The organism is Prevotella sp., assembly GCF_051059605.1.
Lineage (GTDB): Bacteria > Bacteroidota > Bacteroidia > Bacteroidales > Bacteroidaceae > Prevotella.
In genome coordinates this window covers 1,628,360-1,647,199 of the sequence record NZ_CP050883.1, presented here as the reverse complement: position 1 = coordinate 1,647,199, position 18,840 = coordinate 1,628,360, and the positions used below count along the sequence as shown (strand labels likewise).

Here is an 18,840-nt window from a genome sequence, read left to right as displayed (position 1 = left end):
ATGGCAAACTATTATACAGATCATCCAGAGATTGGATTCCACCTGAATCATCCTCTGATGAAGCGCATCGTTGAACTCAAAGAGCGCAACTATGCAGACAAAGAGAATTTCGATGATGCCCCTGTTAACTACGAAGACGCTATAGAGAACTATAAGCGTATTCTTGATATTACAGGAGACGTAGCTGCAAATATCATTGAGCCTAACTCAGAAAGTGTAGACCTTGAAGGTCCACATCTTGAGAATGGTAGAATGATTTATGCTAGCAAGACATACGAAAACCTTGACGCTACCCGTAAGGCTGGTCTTTGGGGTATTTCTATGCCAAGACGTTATAACGGTCTTAACTTGCCTAACATCACATTCTCAATGCTCAGTGAAGTTATTTCTTCAGCTGATGCTGGTTTCCAGAATGTATGGTCACTCCAGTCTTGTATCGACACTCTTTATGAGTTTGCTTCAGAGGAGCAGCGCCAGAAGTATATTCCACGTATTGCAGCAGGCGAAACAATGTCTATGGACCTTACTGAGCCAGATGCTGGTTCTGACCTTCAGCGTGTAATGCTTAAAGCTACACAGGACGCAGACGGTACATGGCGTTTGAACGGTGTTAAGCGTTTCATAACAAACGGTGACTCAGATATTCACTTGGTTCTTGCACGCTCTGAGGAGGGTACAAAGGATGGTCGTGGATTGTCTATGTTTATATATGACAAGCGTGATGGCGGTGTTGACGTTCGTCACATCGAGCACAAGCTTGGTATTCACGGTTCACCAACATGTGAGCTTGTTTACAAGAATGCTAAGGCTGAACTTTGTGGTAACACACGTCTTGGACTTATCAAGTATGTCATGGCACTTATGAATGGTGCTCGTCTTGGTATCGCAGCTCAGTCTGTTGGTGTTGAGCAGGAGGCTTACAATGAGGGTCTTGCTTATGCAAAGGAGCGTGCACAATTCGGACAGAAGATTATAGAATTCCCAGCTGTATATGATATGTTGTCTCGCATGAAGGCTAAACTTGACGCTGGTCGTTCACTCCTTTATCAGACAGCGCGCTACGTAGATATCTACAAGGCTTTGGAAGATATTTCACGTGAGCGCAAGCTAACTCCAGAGGAGCGCGCTGAGATGAAGACATATACTCGTCTTGCTGATGCTTTCACACCTATCGCTAAGGGTATGAACTCTGAATATGCAACTCAAAACTCTTATGATGCTATTAGCATTCATGGTGGTTCTGGTTTCATTATGGAGTATAAGAGTCAGCGTTTGTACCGTGATGCTCGTATCTTCTCTATCTATGAGGGTACAACACAGCTTCAGGTTGTTGCAGCTGTTCGCTACATCACTAACGGCACATATCTTTCTATCATTAAGGATATGCTTCAGACTGAGGTTTGCGACTGCGTTAAGCCATTGCAGACACGTGTAGCAAAACTTGTTGATCTATACGAAGATGCTATTAACTATGTTAAGGAAGCAAACAATCAGGATATGCACGATTTCCTTGCTCGTCGTCTTTATGATATGACAGCAGAGATAATAATGTCACTGCTTATCATTGAGGATGCTACACGTGCTCCAGAACTCTTCAAGAAGAGTGCAAACGTATATGTTCGCATGACAGAGGAAGATGTTCTTGGTAAGGCTGCATATATTAAGTCATTCACTGTAGAGGACCTTAAGAGCTTTGTTGTTGAGGAAGAGGCTCCTGTAGCTGAATAATTTATAATATAAATACAAATGAAGGCGCATCTATTAAGATGCGCCTTTATTGTTATATACACTTTTTCGATGATAGAAATCAATGATTACTACATTTTTTCGAGTATAATAGTAATACGTATTATGTTGTAATATGATATTAATACGTTCTTAATTGCGTTGTAATACATGCTTTGTAAATTTACAGCATCAAAATAAACAATTAATATTTATGATGATGAACAATGTATTGAAAATATGGAACGCAATGTTGGCAATATCTGCCGTAGTAACGTTTATACTAATCACGATATTGTTTATAATAATTAAATAAACAATATCGCTAAGTATGTGTGAATAATAGGGTAGAGGTTGGATTATCTCACAACCAACTTCTTCCCTTGATTTATGTAAATTCCTTTTTGTGTAGGTTTGGCTGTAAGGCGCATACCTTCAAGGTTATACCATGCATTATTTGTAGATACACTGTTGTTGTTTGTTGTAATATTGTCTATTCCTGTAACAACAGAAGTGATGTCATTTGCTGAATATTTGCCGTTTACCAAGTTTGAAATCTCGTAATAGGTATCTTCATTTATAGGACCTAAATCTACAGTCTGCAGATTTCCGCTGCCTTGATCAAATATAATGTTAAATGTATATCCAGCAGTGTTCACGTCAAAAGACTTGTAATAATACGTAGTACCATTGATAATCTTCTTGTCGGTAATCGTATTTCCAGGCCAAGCTCCGTTAAGTGTACCTTTGCTATCCCAGGCATAGAAATAAACTGTCGACCATGAAGGGTCTTTAAGATATACGGTTGCCGTATGTGCAATGAAAGGCTTTACTACATAGTCACGTGTAATAATACTTGATACATTACCGTCTTTCAGCAATCCCACTTTCAACGTCTCGCTTGATGCAATATTTATCTTACTGCCACTAGCTAGTTGTACACTGCTTGCTGTAGGATTTGTTCCGTCTAGCGTATAAACTATTTTGGCATTTGCATTCTCCGACGCCGCTGTTACAGTCACGTCAAAGGCCGCAGAATAAGTCCCCGAAGCCTTGTCTGCGAAAGCAAGTTCGGCTTTGTTCTCCATAAAGTATTTATAGTGATAGCCAGAAATGATGTTTGTATATCCTGTTGGCGCATACGTATTCACGTCAAATCCAACAACAACAATCATATTGTGGTCGCCTTCCACTCTGTTTGCGTAGTGGAGTTGGCTGTTTGCCATATTTGTATATGTACTTGTGTTCTTAATTCCTGCAGCCTTTCGTGCGTCAATCATAGCCTTGATATCCTGCTTATATGCTTTCCAGTGAGGCAGAAACACGCATGGAGTTCCAGGCATTGCTAATAGATAGGCATTTGTAGCCAATGTATCCTTCTTTATCGGGTCTAGAGTCTCTGTAGCACTGCGGTATTGGGTATCGTGGTTTTCAACGAAAGTCACAGCATATTGACTATAGTTTGCGTCATGTACCAAATTATTAGTGCTATTCAATCTTGACCAGTCATTGTTGTTTACAGCATCGCGCACATTATATCTGAACTGGAAATCAAATGCCGCACTCTTCTTGTTAGCATTGGTAATCCATGTTTCTATTGTAGCGTTTGAATCCCAACATTCTCCTACAGAATAACTAACTCCTGCTGCATCGTTATAGTCAGCTACATGACTGGCGTTGAATCCCTTTACCATGTCATATCTGAAGCCTGTATATCCAAGGTCTTTGATAAGGAAATTCTCGTATGCTTTGATAATTGTCTGCACGTTTGTGCTCTTATGGTCAAGGTCTCTGCATCCGCTCCAGTCTTCGCCTTCATCATTATTACTGCTCAGGCTTATCCCTTTTGAGTTAGCCCACGTCTTAGTTGCTCCTCCGTCGTCATTGGCAACAATGTCTGTAGGCAACATCTGATAGGTAACACCATTGTCTGTTTCTGAAGGATAATCAACCCATGAGCCGTTTACACCAAGATTGTTTCTGTGGTTTACTACCACGTCAGCTATTGTTCCAAGTCCTTTATCCTTGAAAGTCTTTATCATAGATTTCAGTTCAGCTTGTGTTCCGAAACTGCTGTTTTGATCAAAGTAATACACAGGCATATATCCCATTACATTACCTGTTGTATTGCAGTTACCACTTTGTGGAACCCAAATCAAACTAAAGTATTGTGACAGTTCATCAGCTTGACTTTCAAGATTAGTCCATTTTGTGTCAGTGTAAGAGTCCCAGTAAAAGCCTTGCAGCATCACCCCTCCGTAGTTGGCTGGCCAACCTTGTGCAAATGCACAAATACTTAGGATACAATTAAATATGATAACATATATTCGCTTCATAATATTATAATTATAGTTTATGTTGCGAATATACAAATTATTTCAGTGCAATCGTTTCCACAATGCTAATCAATTAATTAAAATTGTGTGCAAACGATTGCACTGCGCCATGCAAATACCTTAGTATTCTATCTTATCATCTTTTTTCGCCCAGTCTTCGAAAGTCTTTATCGCCTCTTCTCTGAGCATTTGTTCTGAAGGTTTCTTTCTCTTGTCAGGCGAAAGCGCAATCTCGTCATAAATGAAAGAGTCGTCAAAGTCAATGTTCTTTGCGTCTTCTTTAGTGTTTGCGTAATATATCTTGTCAAGATGTGCCCAGTATATTGCACCAAGACACATAGGACAAGGCTCGCACGATGTGTATATAGAGCATCCTTCCAAAGAGAATGTTCCTAGTTTCTGTCCTGCCAATCTTATTGCGCTTACCTCGGCATGAGCTGTTGGGTCGTGATTAGCTGTAACACGGTTTACTCCGGTAGAAATAATATTACCGTTTTTATCTGCAATTACGGCACCGAAAGGTCCACCGCCATTTCTTACATTTTCGTTTGCCAAGCTTATTGCTTCGCGCATCAATTCTTTTGTCGTCATAATATTTTAATAATAGGGTCGTCTAAGGTACTGCAAATTGAGGAAAATACAAAATAAAACACCAACTTTTTTGTTTTATACCCCTTGTGAGCCTTTTAGTTAGTAATGGTGATGCTAATTTGTTTTTTTATATAAACCCTCATAGGAATATCTATATATCAAGTAAATTAGCAATAATCGTTATCTATGTTTTAAGCATTGTAATCATGTGAGGAAAAAAGAAATGCTTAATCATCATATGTGCTATGATATAGTGATGAGCTGTTCGTTGAACAAAAGTGCCAGTTTGCTGAATTAATTTTCTGTGTATTGCAGAAACAACTACCTTTGCGGTATAATAAAACGAACTATAATTTTTTTTATGAGATAGGATTTACATTATTAGGATTAGTTATTAGTTTTTTTTGAGAAAAAGTCTTTGTCCCCAAGCTTCACAGTGATGTGCAACTTGGGGACACTATTTTATTCACGAGTCAACTAAAGCGTAACTCTATTACATTCCAAATATTTTCAGATCGTCTTCTACTGTTGTTATTCCGGCAATTCCGAATTGTTCAACAAGCACCTTCGCAACGTTGGCAGAAAGGAATGCAGGTAGAGATGGACCTAGATGTATATTCTTCACTCCCAGACTGAGCAGTGCTAGCAGTACAATTACAGCCTTCTGCTCATACCATGCGATGTTGTATGCTATCGGCAACTTGTTGATGTCGTCAAGTCCAAATACCTCTTGTAGCTTCATTGCTATTACGGCAAGTGAGTAACTGTCGTTGCATTGTCCTGCGTCAAGCACTCTTGGAATACCGTTGATGTCGCCGAGTTCAAGTTTGTTATATTTGTATTTTGCACATCCAGCAGTAAGTATCACTGCGTCTTTTGGCAAAGCCTTAGCGAAGTCAGTGTAATAGTTTCTGCTCTTCATTCGTCCGTCACAGCCAGCCATAACAATAAACTTCTTGATATCTCCGTTCTTTACGGCTTCAACGATTTTGTCAGCAAGTGCCAGCACCTGATTGTGTGCGAATCCGCCCAAAATCTCTCCGTGTTCTATTTCTGTAGGAGCGTTGCAGTGGCGAGCCGCTTTAATTACTTCAGTGAAGTCCTTGTGTCCGTCGCTTCCAGTCTCTATGTGTTTGCATCCAGGGAAACCGGTACTGTTCATTGTAAACATGCGCTCCTTGTAGTTTGCGTTTGCAAGAGGTGGAACGATACAGTTTGTTGTAAATACAACAGGACCGTTGAAACTAGAGAATTCCTCTCTTTGTTTCCACCATGCGTTTCCGTAGTTACCTACAAGATGCTTATATTTCTTCAGTTGTGGATAATAATGTGCAGGTAGCATTTCTCCGTGAGTATACACGTCAATACCTGTACCTTCAGTCTGCTTCAGTAAGTCTTCAATATCGTGTAGGTCGTGACCGCTGATCAGTATACCAGGGTTCTTACCAACTCCGATGTTCACCTTTGTTATTTCAGGATTTCCATAGCTCTTTGTATTTGCTTCATCAAGCATAGCCATCGCTTTCACTCCAGCTTTACCAGTTTCCAATACAAGGTTGAATAGTTCTTCCTGTCCGGCATTAGGGTTTGCTATTGTTGCAAGTGCGTCACATGTAAAGTTAATCAGTTCCTTATCAGTGTATCCAAGTCTTGCCGCATGTTCATAATATGCGGCAAGTCCTTTAAGTCCATAAACAGTTAGTTCTTTCAATGAACGGATGTCTTCGTTTTCTGTTCTCAGCACGCCAACCTTTTTATATGCTTCATCATATTGACTCTTGTCGCCGTTCCATTTCAGTTCTTCATAATCAGGCAACGCAATACCGTCAGCCTTTGCAATCAGTTTGTTTCTTATTTCAATACCTTTCTCTATGCGTGCAGCAATACTGTCGTCATCAAAGTTAGCATTAGTGATTGTGCAGAAAAGGGCATCAATAACAAAGTCGTTCACGCAGTCACAGGTGGTCTTACCTGTTTTGCGTAGTTCGCTGTCAACAACTGCCACACCTCTAACAACAGATAGTAACAAATCCATATATTCAGAAGTCTGTGGTTGTTTTCCGCAAACACCCTTCAACACGCATCCAGTTCCATTAGCTGTTTCCTGACACTGGTAACAAAACATTTTATCATCCATAATTATATTCTTTTATATTAATAATGTTATATAGTCAATATATCTCCTTACGGTATATTTTTGATTTCGGATGCAAATGTATTTGTTATAAAATAGATGTGTGGTCACATATGTTACTTGACGATGATAAAAAAAGTTAAAGACACTTGAATGAAGATAATATACACCCCCCAAAAAGATCTACTCTTAGATTGTTAATACTATAAAAGTAATACTATTCATATATTACCGATATTTCTTGTTGTTTGATATCATTATAATTCCCCATTTTTAGGTATTGTCCAACTAAAACTTTCATCATACTTTTGCAACTGCAAAATTTAATTATATATATAGTTATAAACTCAATAAAATAGATATGAAAAAAGTATTTTTTCTTTTGTTATGCTTAATGTCATTAGTTCAGTTATCTGCAGAAACTCAGACACCAGCTGATGCTAATATATTTGGCCACATTACAAATTTTAATAAAGAAAACCTACCGTCAATTAATGTCAGTATAAAGAATACAACTGTAGCTACTGTCACAGACGCTACAGGATCTTATTTTTTTAAAAACTTAAAGGAAGGCACATATAAACTTGTTATAAGTGGTGTAGGTTACAAAGCTGAAGAAAAAGTAGTGACAGTCGTAAAAAACAAAGTTCAGGAGTTAAACTTTTCACTCAAAGAAGATGTCATGAATCTTAATGAGGTTGTTGTAACTTCAAGTCGTTCAAGTGAGTTACGCAAAGATGCTTCAGTCATTGTGAGTACAATCAGTACAAAACAACTTGAAACGACTCAATCTAATGTATTAGGTGAGGGGCTTAACTATTGTACAGGACTACGCTTTGAAAATGATTGCCAGAATTGTGGTTTCTCACAAATTCGTATGAATGGTATGGAAGGACCGTATTCTCAGATCTTAATCAACAGCCGACCAATATTCAGTGGCCTAGCTGGAGTATATGGTCTGGAATTAATTCCGTCCAACATGATTGAGCGCTTAGAGGTTATTCGTGGAGGAGGTTCTGCTCTTTATGGATCTAATGCAATTGCAGGAACTGTCAATCTTATACTGAAAGACCCTAAAAACAATTCCTTTGAGGCTGGTTATAATGTTTCTTTAATAGGAACAGGAGTCAGTGGTTCCAATGGTCCTGCAGCCGATCATAATGTCAATTTCAATACGTCACTAGTCAATGATGATCATACTGCTGGTATTGCTATTTATGGTAATTCACGTACACGAAGCATGTTTGATGCTAATGGTGATGGCTATTCTGAGATAGCCCCAATGAAGAATACTGTTATTGGTACACGGCTATTCTATCGTCCAGCTTATAAAAGTAAAATTTCGGTTGATTTCTTTAACATAAGGGAAGAGAGAAATGGAGGAGATAAACAGGATTATCCTTTGCACGAAAGAGATATTGCTGAATCAGTGAAGCATGATATGAAGAATCTAGCATTAAGCTTTGATCAATATTTTCGTGAAAGTGACTTGTTGTCAATCTATGCTTCGGGGCAATATTTAGTAAGAGATTCTTATTATGGCGCCAATGAGTCATTGAAAGATTATGGTAACACAAAAGATAAAACTTACGCTCTTGGCGCACAGTATAAGTTAAATATGACATCCTCTTCTTTGATGATTGGCATTGAGAATAGGGGTGATTATCTTGTAGACAAAAAACTTGGTTATCCTACCTATACTATTGTTGATAATCCTAATGCAGGACAACCAGGGCAAGACGATAAAATTATAGAAGTAGGTCATGTAAGCAATCGCATTATTACAGATCAGTCCCTGCAAACACTAGGAGGTTTTGCTCAGTATGAAATTAAGATTGGCAGATTAAAGGTGCTTGCCGGAGCTCGCTTAGAGCGCTATTCTATATCTGATGCTCATGATTCCAAGTTAGAGAAATCTGGTGATGTTTTTATTCCTAGAGCGAATTTGATGTATGATATCACACCTTATCTGCAAGTCAGAGGAGGATATTCAAGAGGCTATCGTGCTCCTCAGGTGTTTGATGAAGATCTCCATGTAAATACTTCTGGTGCAATACAGGTTATTCATAAAAATGATCCTAACTTGAAACAAGAGAATAGTAATAGCATGACTTTGTCGCTAGATTTTAATAAGAATATAGGAGGAGTGTATACCAGTCTTCTGATTGAGGGATTTTATACAAAGCTCGAAAATCCTTTTCAGAATATAGTAGGTCCAATGGATAATGACGGAGTTGTAACTTATACTAGAACTAATGCAAAACAAGGAGCCAAAGTAAAAGGATTAAATATTGAACTTAAATTATTCCCAACAAAAAATATATCGTTGAATTCAGGATTTACAGTTCAGACTAGCAAGTATGATGAAGTACAGGCTGACAATTTCAATAAAAAAGATTTTTATCGTACTCCAGACTCCTATGGCTTTTTTACTGTAGATTGGAAAATATTACCACGCATTGGTATGGCTGCTACAGGAAACTATACTGGCAAAATGTATATTCCTTATCATCAAGGTTATAAAGATAATTCAGAAGCACTTAACCGTTCAGATGTTTTCTTTGATGCAGGAGTAAAATTATATTATGATATGAAATTATGTTCAGGAGTTAATATGCAATGGTTTGTTGGAATGAAAAACATATTCAATTCATTTCAATCCGATTTTGATAAAGGAATAAATCGAGATCCTGCATATATATATGGTCCAACACTACCGCGTACATTTTATGTAGGTTTTAAAGTTGCTAGTTTATAAGAAACAAGTTCCTGCTGATGTTCCCTAGGCACTCGCAACAAAACATTTTATCATCTATAATGATTTTTTTGATTACGCAAAATGTGTAATACAAAATGTGTAACGCATTCTGCGTAATGTGTATTGTCGAAGTTTCCAACTGAATATAATCAGCAATAATGCTCTTTTCGTGTCACTATTGTCTTGATTAATAGTAAGTCGCTTGATTCTTCAGAATAAAGTGGTCTATAAAAACAATATGCCCCGATACTAATTACTGACAATAGTATCGGGGCAAATCATTATAATTTAGATGTTGAATCTTTAAAGCGAACGCACAGCAGATTTGGAGCGGCATTCTTAGTCTTGTATAGTTCTATTATATCCTTATACTTAGAATAAGTTGATATAACAAGTTTGTCCGCCTTATTCTTTATCATGAGCTTGTTTATTTGGCTGTACCTTTGCATGATGATTTTATCAGTCATACTTGGATCTTTTTCAAGCAGCTTGTTTATCTTATGGTTATAAGTTTCATTATCAACCTTACTGGAAGCATAAATTTGTATTGACGTTAGCGATGCCGCCATATTATCAATTAAATCAAGTAACTTATAATCATTGTCGCTATCTATGATGATAGATAAGTGAGTGATTCTTTCCAGTCTTTTAGGACATATTAGTATGAATACAGTGCATTCTGTCCTGTTAAGTATCTCCTTCGTCTTATCACTTAACAAGCTAGTTATGGACTTGCCTTGTATTTTGTCAATCAACGAGTTTAGATAGCTGCTTTTTACAGTCTTAGTTATGTTATTATTTTTAAGACTATGCTGTGAGCCAATGAAAAGATAATCTACTTTTTCGTTTCTTGTAATTCTGGCTATCTCGCTAATGATATTTTTTGTTACTTTGTATACCTTCGTCAACTTCGCATTCTGCTGTATGGCTTCTTCCTCAATAGGTAGAAAGCGGTCTTTCTCATAATGTTCGGCAGTAATCATATTCACATCCATACCTTGAGTAAAGTGAGCTGCTGTAATTTGTTTTTGGTTTATTGATTCACCAAAAATCAATCTACTTGCACGTAAAAGATTAGGTCCAGTGCTAGGCAGACCGAAACTCAGCATTATCTTTTGACGTTTTGCACTCACAGTTCTCTTTTGCTTCTCAAATATCTTAGATATCACATGTAGTGCAGGTGTCGTCATAAATGTAGTTACCAAAGCCATTATGATCAGCACTGCATATATCGGCTTTGGTAGAACCCCCATCTCATATCCTATATTCAGAGCTACAAGTTCCATCAGTCCTCTTGTGTTCATCAGCATACCTATTGTGAGACTGTCGTGCCATGTTTCACCAACAGCTTTTGCTGCTATTGTGCAACCTCCGAATTTACCTGCAATAGCTATCACGATAAGTAGTCCGCATATACCTACCATCGACCAACTGTTTATTAATAGCAGATTAGTGTTCAAACCAGTATAGGCAAAGAATAGTGGCAAGAAGAATGCTAATGTAACATCTTCCACCTTGTTCATCATGATATGGCGGAATCCAAGATTAGATGGCATTACCACTCCGGCAATGAAGCCTCCAAATAGGGCATGTATTCCTATCAGTTCTGTTATAGATGCTGATATTATGAGTGTAAGAAAAATAAATGCGATTAGACTTTTATTCAGAATTTCGTTGTTAGCACGTATCTGACTTATTTTTCTGAAGAACGGTCGCACGCATAAAAACATAAATAGAATATAAATGATCGTTAGTCCTACTGTAAATAAGGCACTAGTTGATGATCCCGACTTTGTTAGTGCTATCACAATAGCAAGCAAGCACCATGCCGTTACGTCATCGTTTGCTGCCGAAGCTATTGATAGCACTCCTAATGGCGTCTTTGCCAAATTCCTTTCCTGTACAATCCTCGCCAAAACAGGGAAAGCCGTTATACTCATTGATATGCCAATGAATAAGGCAAATGCCAAGAATGATGTTTGTTGTGAAGCGTATTTCTCGTATATGTAGAATGATGCAATGATACCAAGGAAAAAGGGTACTAGAATTCCTGCATGACTGATAACCAGAGTCTCGTTAAATTTGTTTTTAAGAACTTTAAAATCAACTTCCAGTCCAATAACAAACATGAATAGGATTAGTCCTATCTGACTTATTAAATATATGTTTTCTAATGAGCCTTTTGTGAATATAAAGTTAAATGCATCTGGAAAGTAATGACCTAGTAATGATGGACCAAGAATGATACCTGCAATTATTTCACCAAGTACACCTGGTTGCCCTATATAATTAAATATTGAAGAGAATATTTTGCATGATAATAATATGATGATTATTTGCATCAGCAGAGTCATAAGTGGCTCTGCCAGATTATTCTTTATCATGCTTGAGAACATGCCTAATGATCCGCTGTTATCACTTATTGCTACTTGTGATCCAATCTTATGAAGTCCTATTCCGCTTTTTAATGAGATATAAATTAACAAGCTGAATACAGTTATCATTAGGATATAAATGTAATTGTTCTTTGTTGATTTCTTCATAGTCATTAATAATTATACTGCAAAAGTACTCTTTTTCCAGTTTTATCATTTGTAATGAATTGATAATTAGTTTGTTTTTATTTATTTTTAATAATTTAGTAGTATATGTAGTTATATATGTGGCTCTTTCTATTAATCTAATCATTATTTGTGTTAAATCATTATTTAATATAATCTAAATGTGTTTTAAATCCTTTTGTAATTCTATGTATTTATTTTTGCATTGTACTAAAATATGGAAAATGGAAATAATCAAAAAGATTTGGACATGTATTATGTCTTTATTGTTAGTAGCGCCATCATCAGTGGCTCAAGTGCAGATTGCCGTCGTTTCAGACGTACACGTAATGGACCCCTCTCTTCTACGGGAAGATGGAAAGGCTTTTTCCGACTATATAAGCCAAGATAGGAAAATGCTTCGTGAGTCTACATCTTTATTAAGTGCATTTACTGATAGCATTCTTAATTCCTCTGTTAAGTATCTGCTCATACCGGGTGATTTAACAAAGGATGGTGAGTTGGTATCTCATCGCTATTTAATTGATAATTGTTTGAGCCGACTAAGAAATGCAGGCATCACCATACTTGTTGTTCCTGGTAATCACGATGTAAACAATCCTCACGCTGTTGCCTATGACGGTGCTCGTAAAACAAGAGTAGCTACCGTTTCGCGTTCTGAATTTGCACAGATGTATAAAGATTATGGCTATGGCAACGCTATCGCTCGTGACACGGCTTCTCTTTCTTATGTGTATCAACTTACTCCAACGCTGCGTGTTCTTGCTTTAGATGCCACCGAATCAGATCAGAATGATTTTAATAAAGATATCTGTGTCACTCCAGGAAGACTAAGACCTGCCACCTTATTATTTATTAAAGAGCAGTTGGCTAATGCTAAGAAGCAAGGTGTCACCGTTATCGGAATGATGCATCATGGCTTACTCCAACATTGGGAGTATCAGAATAAGATGATACCTGGCTATGTAATAGAGAATAGTCGGTCAATAGCTTCTATGATGTATAAAGCTGGCTTACGAGTCATGCTCACAGGACATTCCCATGCACAGGATATCACCCAATATAAGGGCGTGTATGATGTTGAAACGGGTTCTTTGGTCAGTTATCCTTCGCCATATAGATTAATCACGTTACAAGGCGATAAAATGAAAATCACAACACATCATATTCGTACGATCAAAGGTTATTCTGGTAACATCAGTTTTAAGGATTATTCTAAGAGCTATGAAACAAGAGGTTTCAACACATTCTTGCAGAAAGTTATTCCTACTCAGATGCCCGATAGCGTAAGAACTAAAGCAATCGACTTCCTCTCTGATATGATGATTAAGAATTATGCTGGTGACGAGAAGATAACCGATGCCGAAGAAGCACAGCGAATTCAGATTGCAAATATGATCAGAAAGTCTTACTCATTTAAATGGAGCATCATTTTTAGACGAGTATCAAAGGCTATTGGCAACGACACTGCGCCAGCTGATAATGATTTCAGTATAGATATAAAATAGAATGAAATGAAAATGTTTAAAAGATTGTTTTTCAGTTTGTCACTTATCGCCTTTTCTGCACTTTCTTTTGGTGCGGTCGATAACGTGAACAAGGGTATTGTTGTTGATGATAACGGACAGCCTTTGCCTGGCGTAGTGATATCGCTGATGGGTTCAAATTTCTCTGTTGTTACAAATGCTTCAGGAGTCTTTTCTTTACCCTCATCTATCAGTAGGGGAGAACTGCAGTTTTCTTATATCGGCTATAAGCGCCAACGATTAAATATCGCGGATAATATGAAAGTCGTGATGAGTCAGGATCATAAACTCCTTGACGAAGTTGTGGTAACCACTCAGAAAAGAAATCAGTCGGCTGTTGATGTTCCTGTTGCAGTGAGTGCATTGTCGGGTCAAAGTCTGCAGATGTTGAATGTGAAGCAGATGGACGAGATGGCTCAGTATATTCCTGGATTACAAGTACAGTTGCAAAGTCCTAATAATCCAGGCTATGTTATCCGTGGTGTAACCTCAGACGATGGTGCATCTTATTCGCAGCCACGAATATCTGTCTTTCAGGATGGTGTTCCTATGTCGCGTTCAAGAGCCTCTGTTGTAGAACTTTTCGATATGGAACGTGTCGAAGTTGTTAAGGGACCGCAGGGAACTCTCTTTGGTCGTGGAGCTGAAATCGGCGCAATGCATTTCATCACTCATAAACCTGTCAACTATCTCACGGGTGAGTTCTCTCTTAATTATGGCACTCATAACCAACGTGGTGTTTCTGGTTTCATCAATACCCCTGTCATAAAAGATAAATTATCCAATCGCTTTTCATTTTCCTACGATGCTCACGATGGCTTTATTAAGAATTTATCAGGAGGTAGCTTGAATGGAAAGAGTGCGTTAGCATTACGAAATTCCACACGCTTGTTTACGGATGATAACACCTATTTCGATTTGATATTGAATTATCAATACGATGATTATCCTGGCACATCATTTAAAAGCAATAGCCTTGCTCCAGTCGGTGGTGATGTAAGTCCATTTACTGCTGCAAGTCTTGAAGAAGGTAAACGTCTGGGTATTAAACGACATGTTGGTGGAGCCACACTTCTGTCTAATCATGACTACAACAGTAATCTGCATCTTTCCACGACAACAGGCTTCAGAGCCTTTAAGTCAAACGAAAACTTTGATGCTGACGGAACATATCTTCCGCTTCTTGATTGCGAAGAGAATGAAAAAGGCATTCAGTTCAGCCATGAAATGCGACTGAATTATAACAAGGGTAACTTCAATGGCTTTGTAGGAGCTAGTTACTTTTATGAGAATTCTAATCAACAGGCTGTTGTGCGCAGTAATCTTCAGTCATTATATCCTGCTTATGCTTATAAGGCTTTTGCCGCTAAGGTGCAGCCACAGATTACCAAACTTGCTGACATGTTGCCGACCATGCTACCTGCTGCCTATCAGCCTGCTGTCTCTCAAATGATGTCTACCTTACTAAAGAAATGGTTTCCTTCGTCTTATGACCTCACAACAACCAGCAAGTTAACTTCAACTCCAGACTTCTATGGTGATGTCAAAACAGCTTTAGCAGCTTATAATATATCTCTTGATGATATGTTAGCTTCACTCGGCACACAGGGGCAAACTATCTTGGCTACCATTAAATCATCGTCTGCTCTGCCTTTAAGCACCTCTCATTATGAGGAGGGAACAAACTATGGTATCAATCAGGCTGCCGAAGTGTTTGCTGACGGAACGCTTAATGTTGCTAAAGGATTATCGTTCACAGCCGGACTGAGAGGAACCTATGAACATCAGCGTACGGGTTATGAATCTAAAACGCAACCCGATCCGCTTTTCGGCAGCATCCTATATCAGCCAACAAACAAAACTGTATATGCCAGTGATGATTATTATTCGTGGGTAGGGCGTGTTGTTGCTAATTATTTGTTCTCAGGAAACAATGCCTATGTCAGTGTATCCAGAGGTAGACGACCAGGAGTTATAGCCTTTAATAATTCAGCCGATAATATCAGTCGTCTAAAGCCCGAAATCATTATCAGTTATGAAGTAGGATTGAAGGGCGCATTGCTTCATAAAACGCTAAACTATGATTTTAGTGCATACTATTATGACTGGTCACATTTCCAGACAATGACGTTAACTGATGCAACGGGTTCTTTAGCCAAGGTCTACACAGCTAATGATGCAGGTAAAGCTCATTGCTTAGGTTTGGAAGTAGGACTGAACTACGCTCTTGACTCTCACATTTCATTGTTCGCTAACTATGCCTATATTGACGGTAAGTTTAATAATAACGATGAAAATGGAAACCCTCAGGAATATGCAGGACATCGTTTCAGACTCACCCCAAAGGTTACTTATTCATTTGGCGTTAATGCTGGGTATGACATTGACAGAAACACGCGCGTCTATTTCCGTCCATCCTACGTGTATAAGTCAAAAGTATATTTTGAAGATGATAATGATCCACAGTTAACTCAGGATGGTTACGGCATCGTAAACGTGAATTTAGGAATAAGCAGAAAGATAAAGAATATCATGTACGACTTCTCTTTATATGGCAAGAATGCTTTAAACAAGAAATATCTTATTGATGCCGGCAATAGTGGTAATCAGATTGGCTTCCCAACGTTCATAGCTGGTAGCCCAAGCGTATTTGGTGCGCAATTACGATTATCGTTTTAATAAATGGTCTCCCGCTAATCTCGTAGAGAAACACAGCAATATAAATCGCCTATTCTACCGCAGATAGCGCAGATTTACGCAGATTAAATGCAGTAGCGTGAACTGTATAGTCTCTCGCAGATTACTCCAACTGTATTTGTCTGCGTAAATCTGCGAGATTTGCGGGAAAACATTGATATATAACGATATAACGGCAATAGCAAAGATTAAAATGATTGTTTTTTCGAAGTTTTTTGTTACCTTTGCATACCGTAAAGGATAATAACAATGAAGAAAATTTTAGCAAGGTATTTAATATTTACCGTAGGGTTGTATTTGTTAAGTTTAGGTATAGTTTTAATAATTCGTTCAGCATTGGGCACTACTCCGATATCAAGTTTAAACTATGTAGTGAGCTTAAACACATCATTATCACTTGGTACATGCACCTTTATTCAAAACTTATTTCTTATAGCGGCTCAGTTTTGGCTTATACGAGGTAACTCTTCAAGAAAGAAAATATTTGAGATACTGATGCAGTTGCCATTTTCATTTGTTTTCGGTGTGTTCATAGACTTTAATATGTATCTATGCAATAACATTACACCAAACAGCTATATTACCTCAATCATACTTTTGCTTATAGGTTGTGTTGTTCAGTCAACAGCTGTTGTGCTGGAGGTAAAACCAAATGTAGTGATGATGAGTGCAGAGGGATTTGTGAAATACTCTGCTGATCGTTATAATAAAGAATTTGGAAAAATTAAACGCAAGTTTGATATATTCTTAGTTGTTTTGGCTGTATTGGCATCTCTTGTGATGTCTAAACATATACAGGGCGTGAGAGAGGGCACCGTAATAGCAGCACTCATCACAGGAACAATCGTTACTTTTATCAGTCAGAAACTGCTAACGCGACGTAATTTCAATAAAATACGCAATATAGCACGGTAGTGATAAAAATATAATGAGATGATAAAGTCCCGAAAGAAATACATAATCTTTCGGGACTTTTTTATGATGATAACTAAGACGATAATCAGATTTTTATAGCTTATAGAATGTTTGTTATTTTGGATGATGTTCTTTTTGTTTTATTCGATGTTCTTTACGTAGTATCATGCATAAATTATGTTAATAAAAAATGCAAATGTGGAATTTATGTGCTTAATTTGCAATCACAGATTGTGTAAAACAGATTCAGATAACATCAAATAATTATTATAAAAATTTGGAACGCTATGAAACTATATTTTAATGATCAGGCATTCTCTTTTGAATTATTGAGAGCCGTAAGCTATTCTCGCTATCATGGTGCAAGTATTGGTGAAGCACTTGCTACCGCAGCACGCATAAAGGAAGGCGACTTTAATAGCTGGTATGAGGAGTTTTCAAAAACAGCAGAGAAGACTGCTACAAGAGCAGAGAAATGTTTGGAGGGAAAGCATAAAACTAGTGCAAAAGAAGCTTTTCTGAGAGCACATAATTACTATCGTACAGCAGAATTCTTTCTTGACGGAACAGATCCTCGAAGAATGCAGAACTTTACAAAGAGTGTAGATACATTTGAGAAGGCAATGAAGCTATTTAAAACACATTATGAAATAGTGGAAATACCTTATCAGAATACTTATTTAAAAGGATATTTCTTTGGTTCACATAACTATGATCCGAAGAAACCAAAACCTACATTGATGGCGATAGGTGGATATGACTCTACATTACAGGAACTTTACTTCTGCGCTGCTGCTCCTGCAATAGACAGAGGTTATAATTGCCTTATATTTGAACTTCCTGGTCAGGGACAGGCTTTACGCACTCAAAACCTGATTATGCGACACGACACAGAAGTGCCTGTTGGAGCAGCAGTAGACTTTATTTCAAAGCGTGCAGATGTGGATAAGGATGCTGTTGCTCTGTTTGGTATGAGTCTTGGTGGATATTTTGCTCCAAGAGCTGCAGCGTTTGACGATAGGATAAAGGCTGTTGTTACTTTCAACGTATTCTATGACACTTACGAGTCTACACTAAATCAGAACCCACAGCTGAAGATGCTTGAAACGATGCCTAACGAGAAGAAAGAAGCATTGTTGGCTATGGCTGAGGAGAAGAATCCTAGCTTGAGGTGGATGATTAACAATGGAATATGGGTGATGGGATTAAAACATCGCTATGAGGTGTTTGAGGAAATGAAAAACTACACACTACGTGGCATCGCAGATAAAATTAAATGTCCTGTTCTGCTGACAATAGGCGAGGCTGATCACTTTGTGTCTGAAGACCAATTACAACAGTTGACAGACTCAATTAAATCGCCAAAGACAGTGTATAGATTCACAAGAGAGGATGGTGCAGAAGAGCATTGCCAAGAGGGTAATCACGAACTATTCCATCAAGTGATGTTTGACTGGATGGACGATGTCTTTAAGTATTATCCAGAATAATAATCCAATAAATGATTTAGCTGCAATTCCTTTCTATGTAGGGATATAATGAAACAAGAGGATATGTGAATGCATATCCTCTTTTCTTTAGTATCTGTTTTTATTTT

10 protein-coding genes are annotated in these 18,840 nt (G+C 37.8%); 6 read left to right on the top strand and 4 right to left on the bottom strand.

Annotation, left to right across the window (positions count from 1 at the left end; all coding sequences use genetic code 11):
- Nucleotides 1-1,728, top strand: a complete 1,728-nt coding sequence (locus HEQ28_RS06655) for an acyl-CoA dehydrogenase family protein (protein WP_434504360.1) — start codon at nt 1-3, stop codon at nt 1,726-1,728.
- 356 nt (nt 1,729-2,084) lie between these two features.
- On the opposite strand, the gene HEQ28_RS06650 is transcribed toward HEQ28_RS06655, so the two are convergent.
- From HEQ28_RS06650 to hcp, 3 genes are all read right to left on the bottom strand, one after another.
- Nucleotides 2,085-4,061 carry an alpha-amylase family glycosyl hydrolase gene (locus tag HEQ28_RS06650; protein ID WP_434504359.1) on the bottom strand — a complete coding sequence of 659 codons (1,977 nt, stop codon included), beginning with the start codon at nt 4,059-4,061 and terminating at the stop codon, nt 2,085-2,087.
- A 120-nt stretch (nt 4,062-4,181) separates the two neighbouring features.
- Nucleotides 4,182-4,652 carry a nucleoside deaminase gene (locus tag HEQ28_RS06645; RefSeq protein ID WP_207154717.1) on the bottom strand — a complete coding sequence of 157 codons (471 nt, stop codon included), beginning with the start codon at nt 4,650-4,652 and terminating at the stop codon, nt 4,182-4,184.
- Nucleotides 4,653-5,145: 493 nt separating this feature from the next.
- Complete coding sequence (gene hcp / locus HEQ28_RS06640; RefSeq protein WP_434504358.1) at nt 5,146-6,789, bottom strand: hydroxylamine reductase; 1,644 nt, start codon at nt 6,787-6,789, stop codon at nt 5,146-5,148.
- 358 nt (nt 6,790-7,147) lie between these two features.
- Between hcp and HEQ28_RS06635 the strand changes: the two genes are divergently transcribed.
- On the top strand, nt 7,148-9,544 hold the full coding sequence (locus HEQ28_RS06635) for a TonB-dependent receptor (RefSeq protein ID WP_434504357.1): 2,397 nt from the start codon (nt 7,148-7,150) through the stop codon (nt 9,542-9,544).
- 281 nt (nt 9,545-9,825) lie between these two features.
- Here the strand turns inward: HEQ28_RS06635 and HEQ28_RS06630 are convergent, their stop codons facing one another.
- The gene (locus HEQ28_RS06630; protein ID WP_434504356.1) at nt 9,826-12,087 is read right to left on the bottom strand and encodes a cation:proton antiporter; all 2,262 of its coding nucleotides are present in this window, start codon (nt 12,085-12,087) and stop codon (nt 9,826-9,828) included.
- Nucleotides 12,088-12,329: 242 nt separating this feature from the next.
- On the opposite strand from HEQ28_RS06630, the gene HEQ28_RS06625 reads away from it, so the two are divergent.
- The 4 genes from HEQ28_RS06625 to HEQ28_RS06610 all read left to right on the top strand — a co-directional run bounded on the left by HEQ28_RS06625 (nt 12,330) and on the right by HEQ28_RS06610 (nt 18,733).
- Complete coding sequence (locus tag HEQ28_RS06625; protein ID WP_434504355.1) at nt 12,330-13,613, top strand: metallophosphoesterase family protein; 1,284 nt, start codon at nt 12,330-12,332, stop codon at nt 13,611-13,613.
- 6 nt (nt 13,614-13,619) lie between these two features.
- Nucleotides 13,620-16,310 (top strand): TonB-dependent receptor, encoded by a 2,691-nt coding sequence (locus HEQ28_RS06620; protein WP_434504354.1) that lies wholly within the window; start codon nt 13,620-13,622, stop codon nt 16,308-16,310.
- A gap of 267 nt (nt 16,311-16,577) precedes the next feature.
- On the top strand, nt 16,578-17,243 hold the full coding sequence (locus tag HEQ28_RS06615) for a YczE/YyaS/YitT family protein (RefSeq protein WP_434504353.1): 666 nt from the start codon (nt 16,578-16,580) through the stop codon (nt 17,241-17,243).
- A 287-nt stretch (nt 17,244-17,530) separates the two neighbouring features.
- Nucleotides 17,531-18,733 (top strand): alpha/beta hydrolase family protein, encoded by a 1,203-nt coding sequence (locus HEQ28_RS06610; protein ID WP_434504352.1) that lies wholly within the window; start codon nt 17,531-17,533, stop codon nt 18,731-18,733.
- The last annotated feature ends 107 nt before the right edge of the window (nt 18,734-18,840 follow it).

Excerpts from the sequence above, each read along its gene's own strand:
- HEQ28_RS06620 (WP_434504354.1), top strand. The coding sequence starts at position 13,620 with ATGAAAATGTTTAAAAGATTGTTTTTCAGTTTGTCACTTATCGCCTTT.
- HEQ28_RS06635 (WP_434504357.1), top strand. The coding sequence starts at position 7,148 with ATGAAAAAAGTATTTTTTCTTTTGTTATGCTTAATGTCATTAGTTCAG.
- HEQ28_RS06615 (WP_434504353.1), top strand. The coding sequence starts at position 16,578 with ATGAAGAAAATTTTAGCAAGGTATTTAATATTTACCGTAGGGTTGTAT.
- HEQ28_RS06655 (WP_434504360.1), top strand. The coding sequence starts at position 1 with ATGGCAAACTATTATACAGATCATCCAGAGATTGGATTCCACCTGAAT.
- HEQ28_RS06630 (WP_434504356.1), bottom strand. The coding sequence starts at position 12,087 with ATGAAGAAATCAACAAAGAACAATTACATTTATATCCTAATGATAACT.
- HEQ28_RS06650 (WP_434504359.1), bottom strand. The coding sequence starts at position 4,061 with ATGAAGCGAATATATGTTATCATATTTAATTGTATCCTAAGTATTTGT.
- hcp (WP_434504358.1), bottom strand. The coding sequence starts at position 6,789 with ATGGATGATAAAATGTTTTGTTACCAGTGTCAGGAAACAGCTAATGGA.
- HEQ28_RS06625 (WP_434504355.1), top strand. The coding sequence starts at position 12,330 with ATGGAAATAATCAAAAAGATTTGGACATGTATTATGTCTTTATTGTTA.
- HEQ28_RS06645 (WP_207154717.1), bottom strand. The coding sequence starts at position 4,652 with ATGACGACAAAAGAATTGATGCGCGAAGCAATAAGCTTGGCAAACGAA.
- HEQ28_RS06610 (WP_434504352.1), top strand. The coding sequence starts at position 17,531 with ATGAAACTATATTTTAATGATCAGGCATTCTCTTTTGAATTATTGAGA.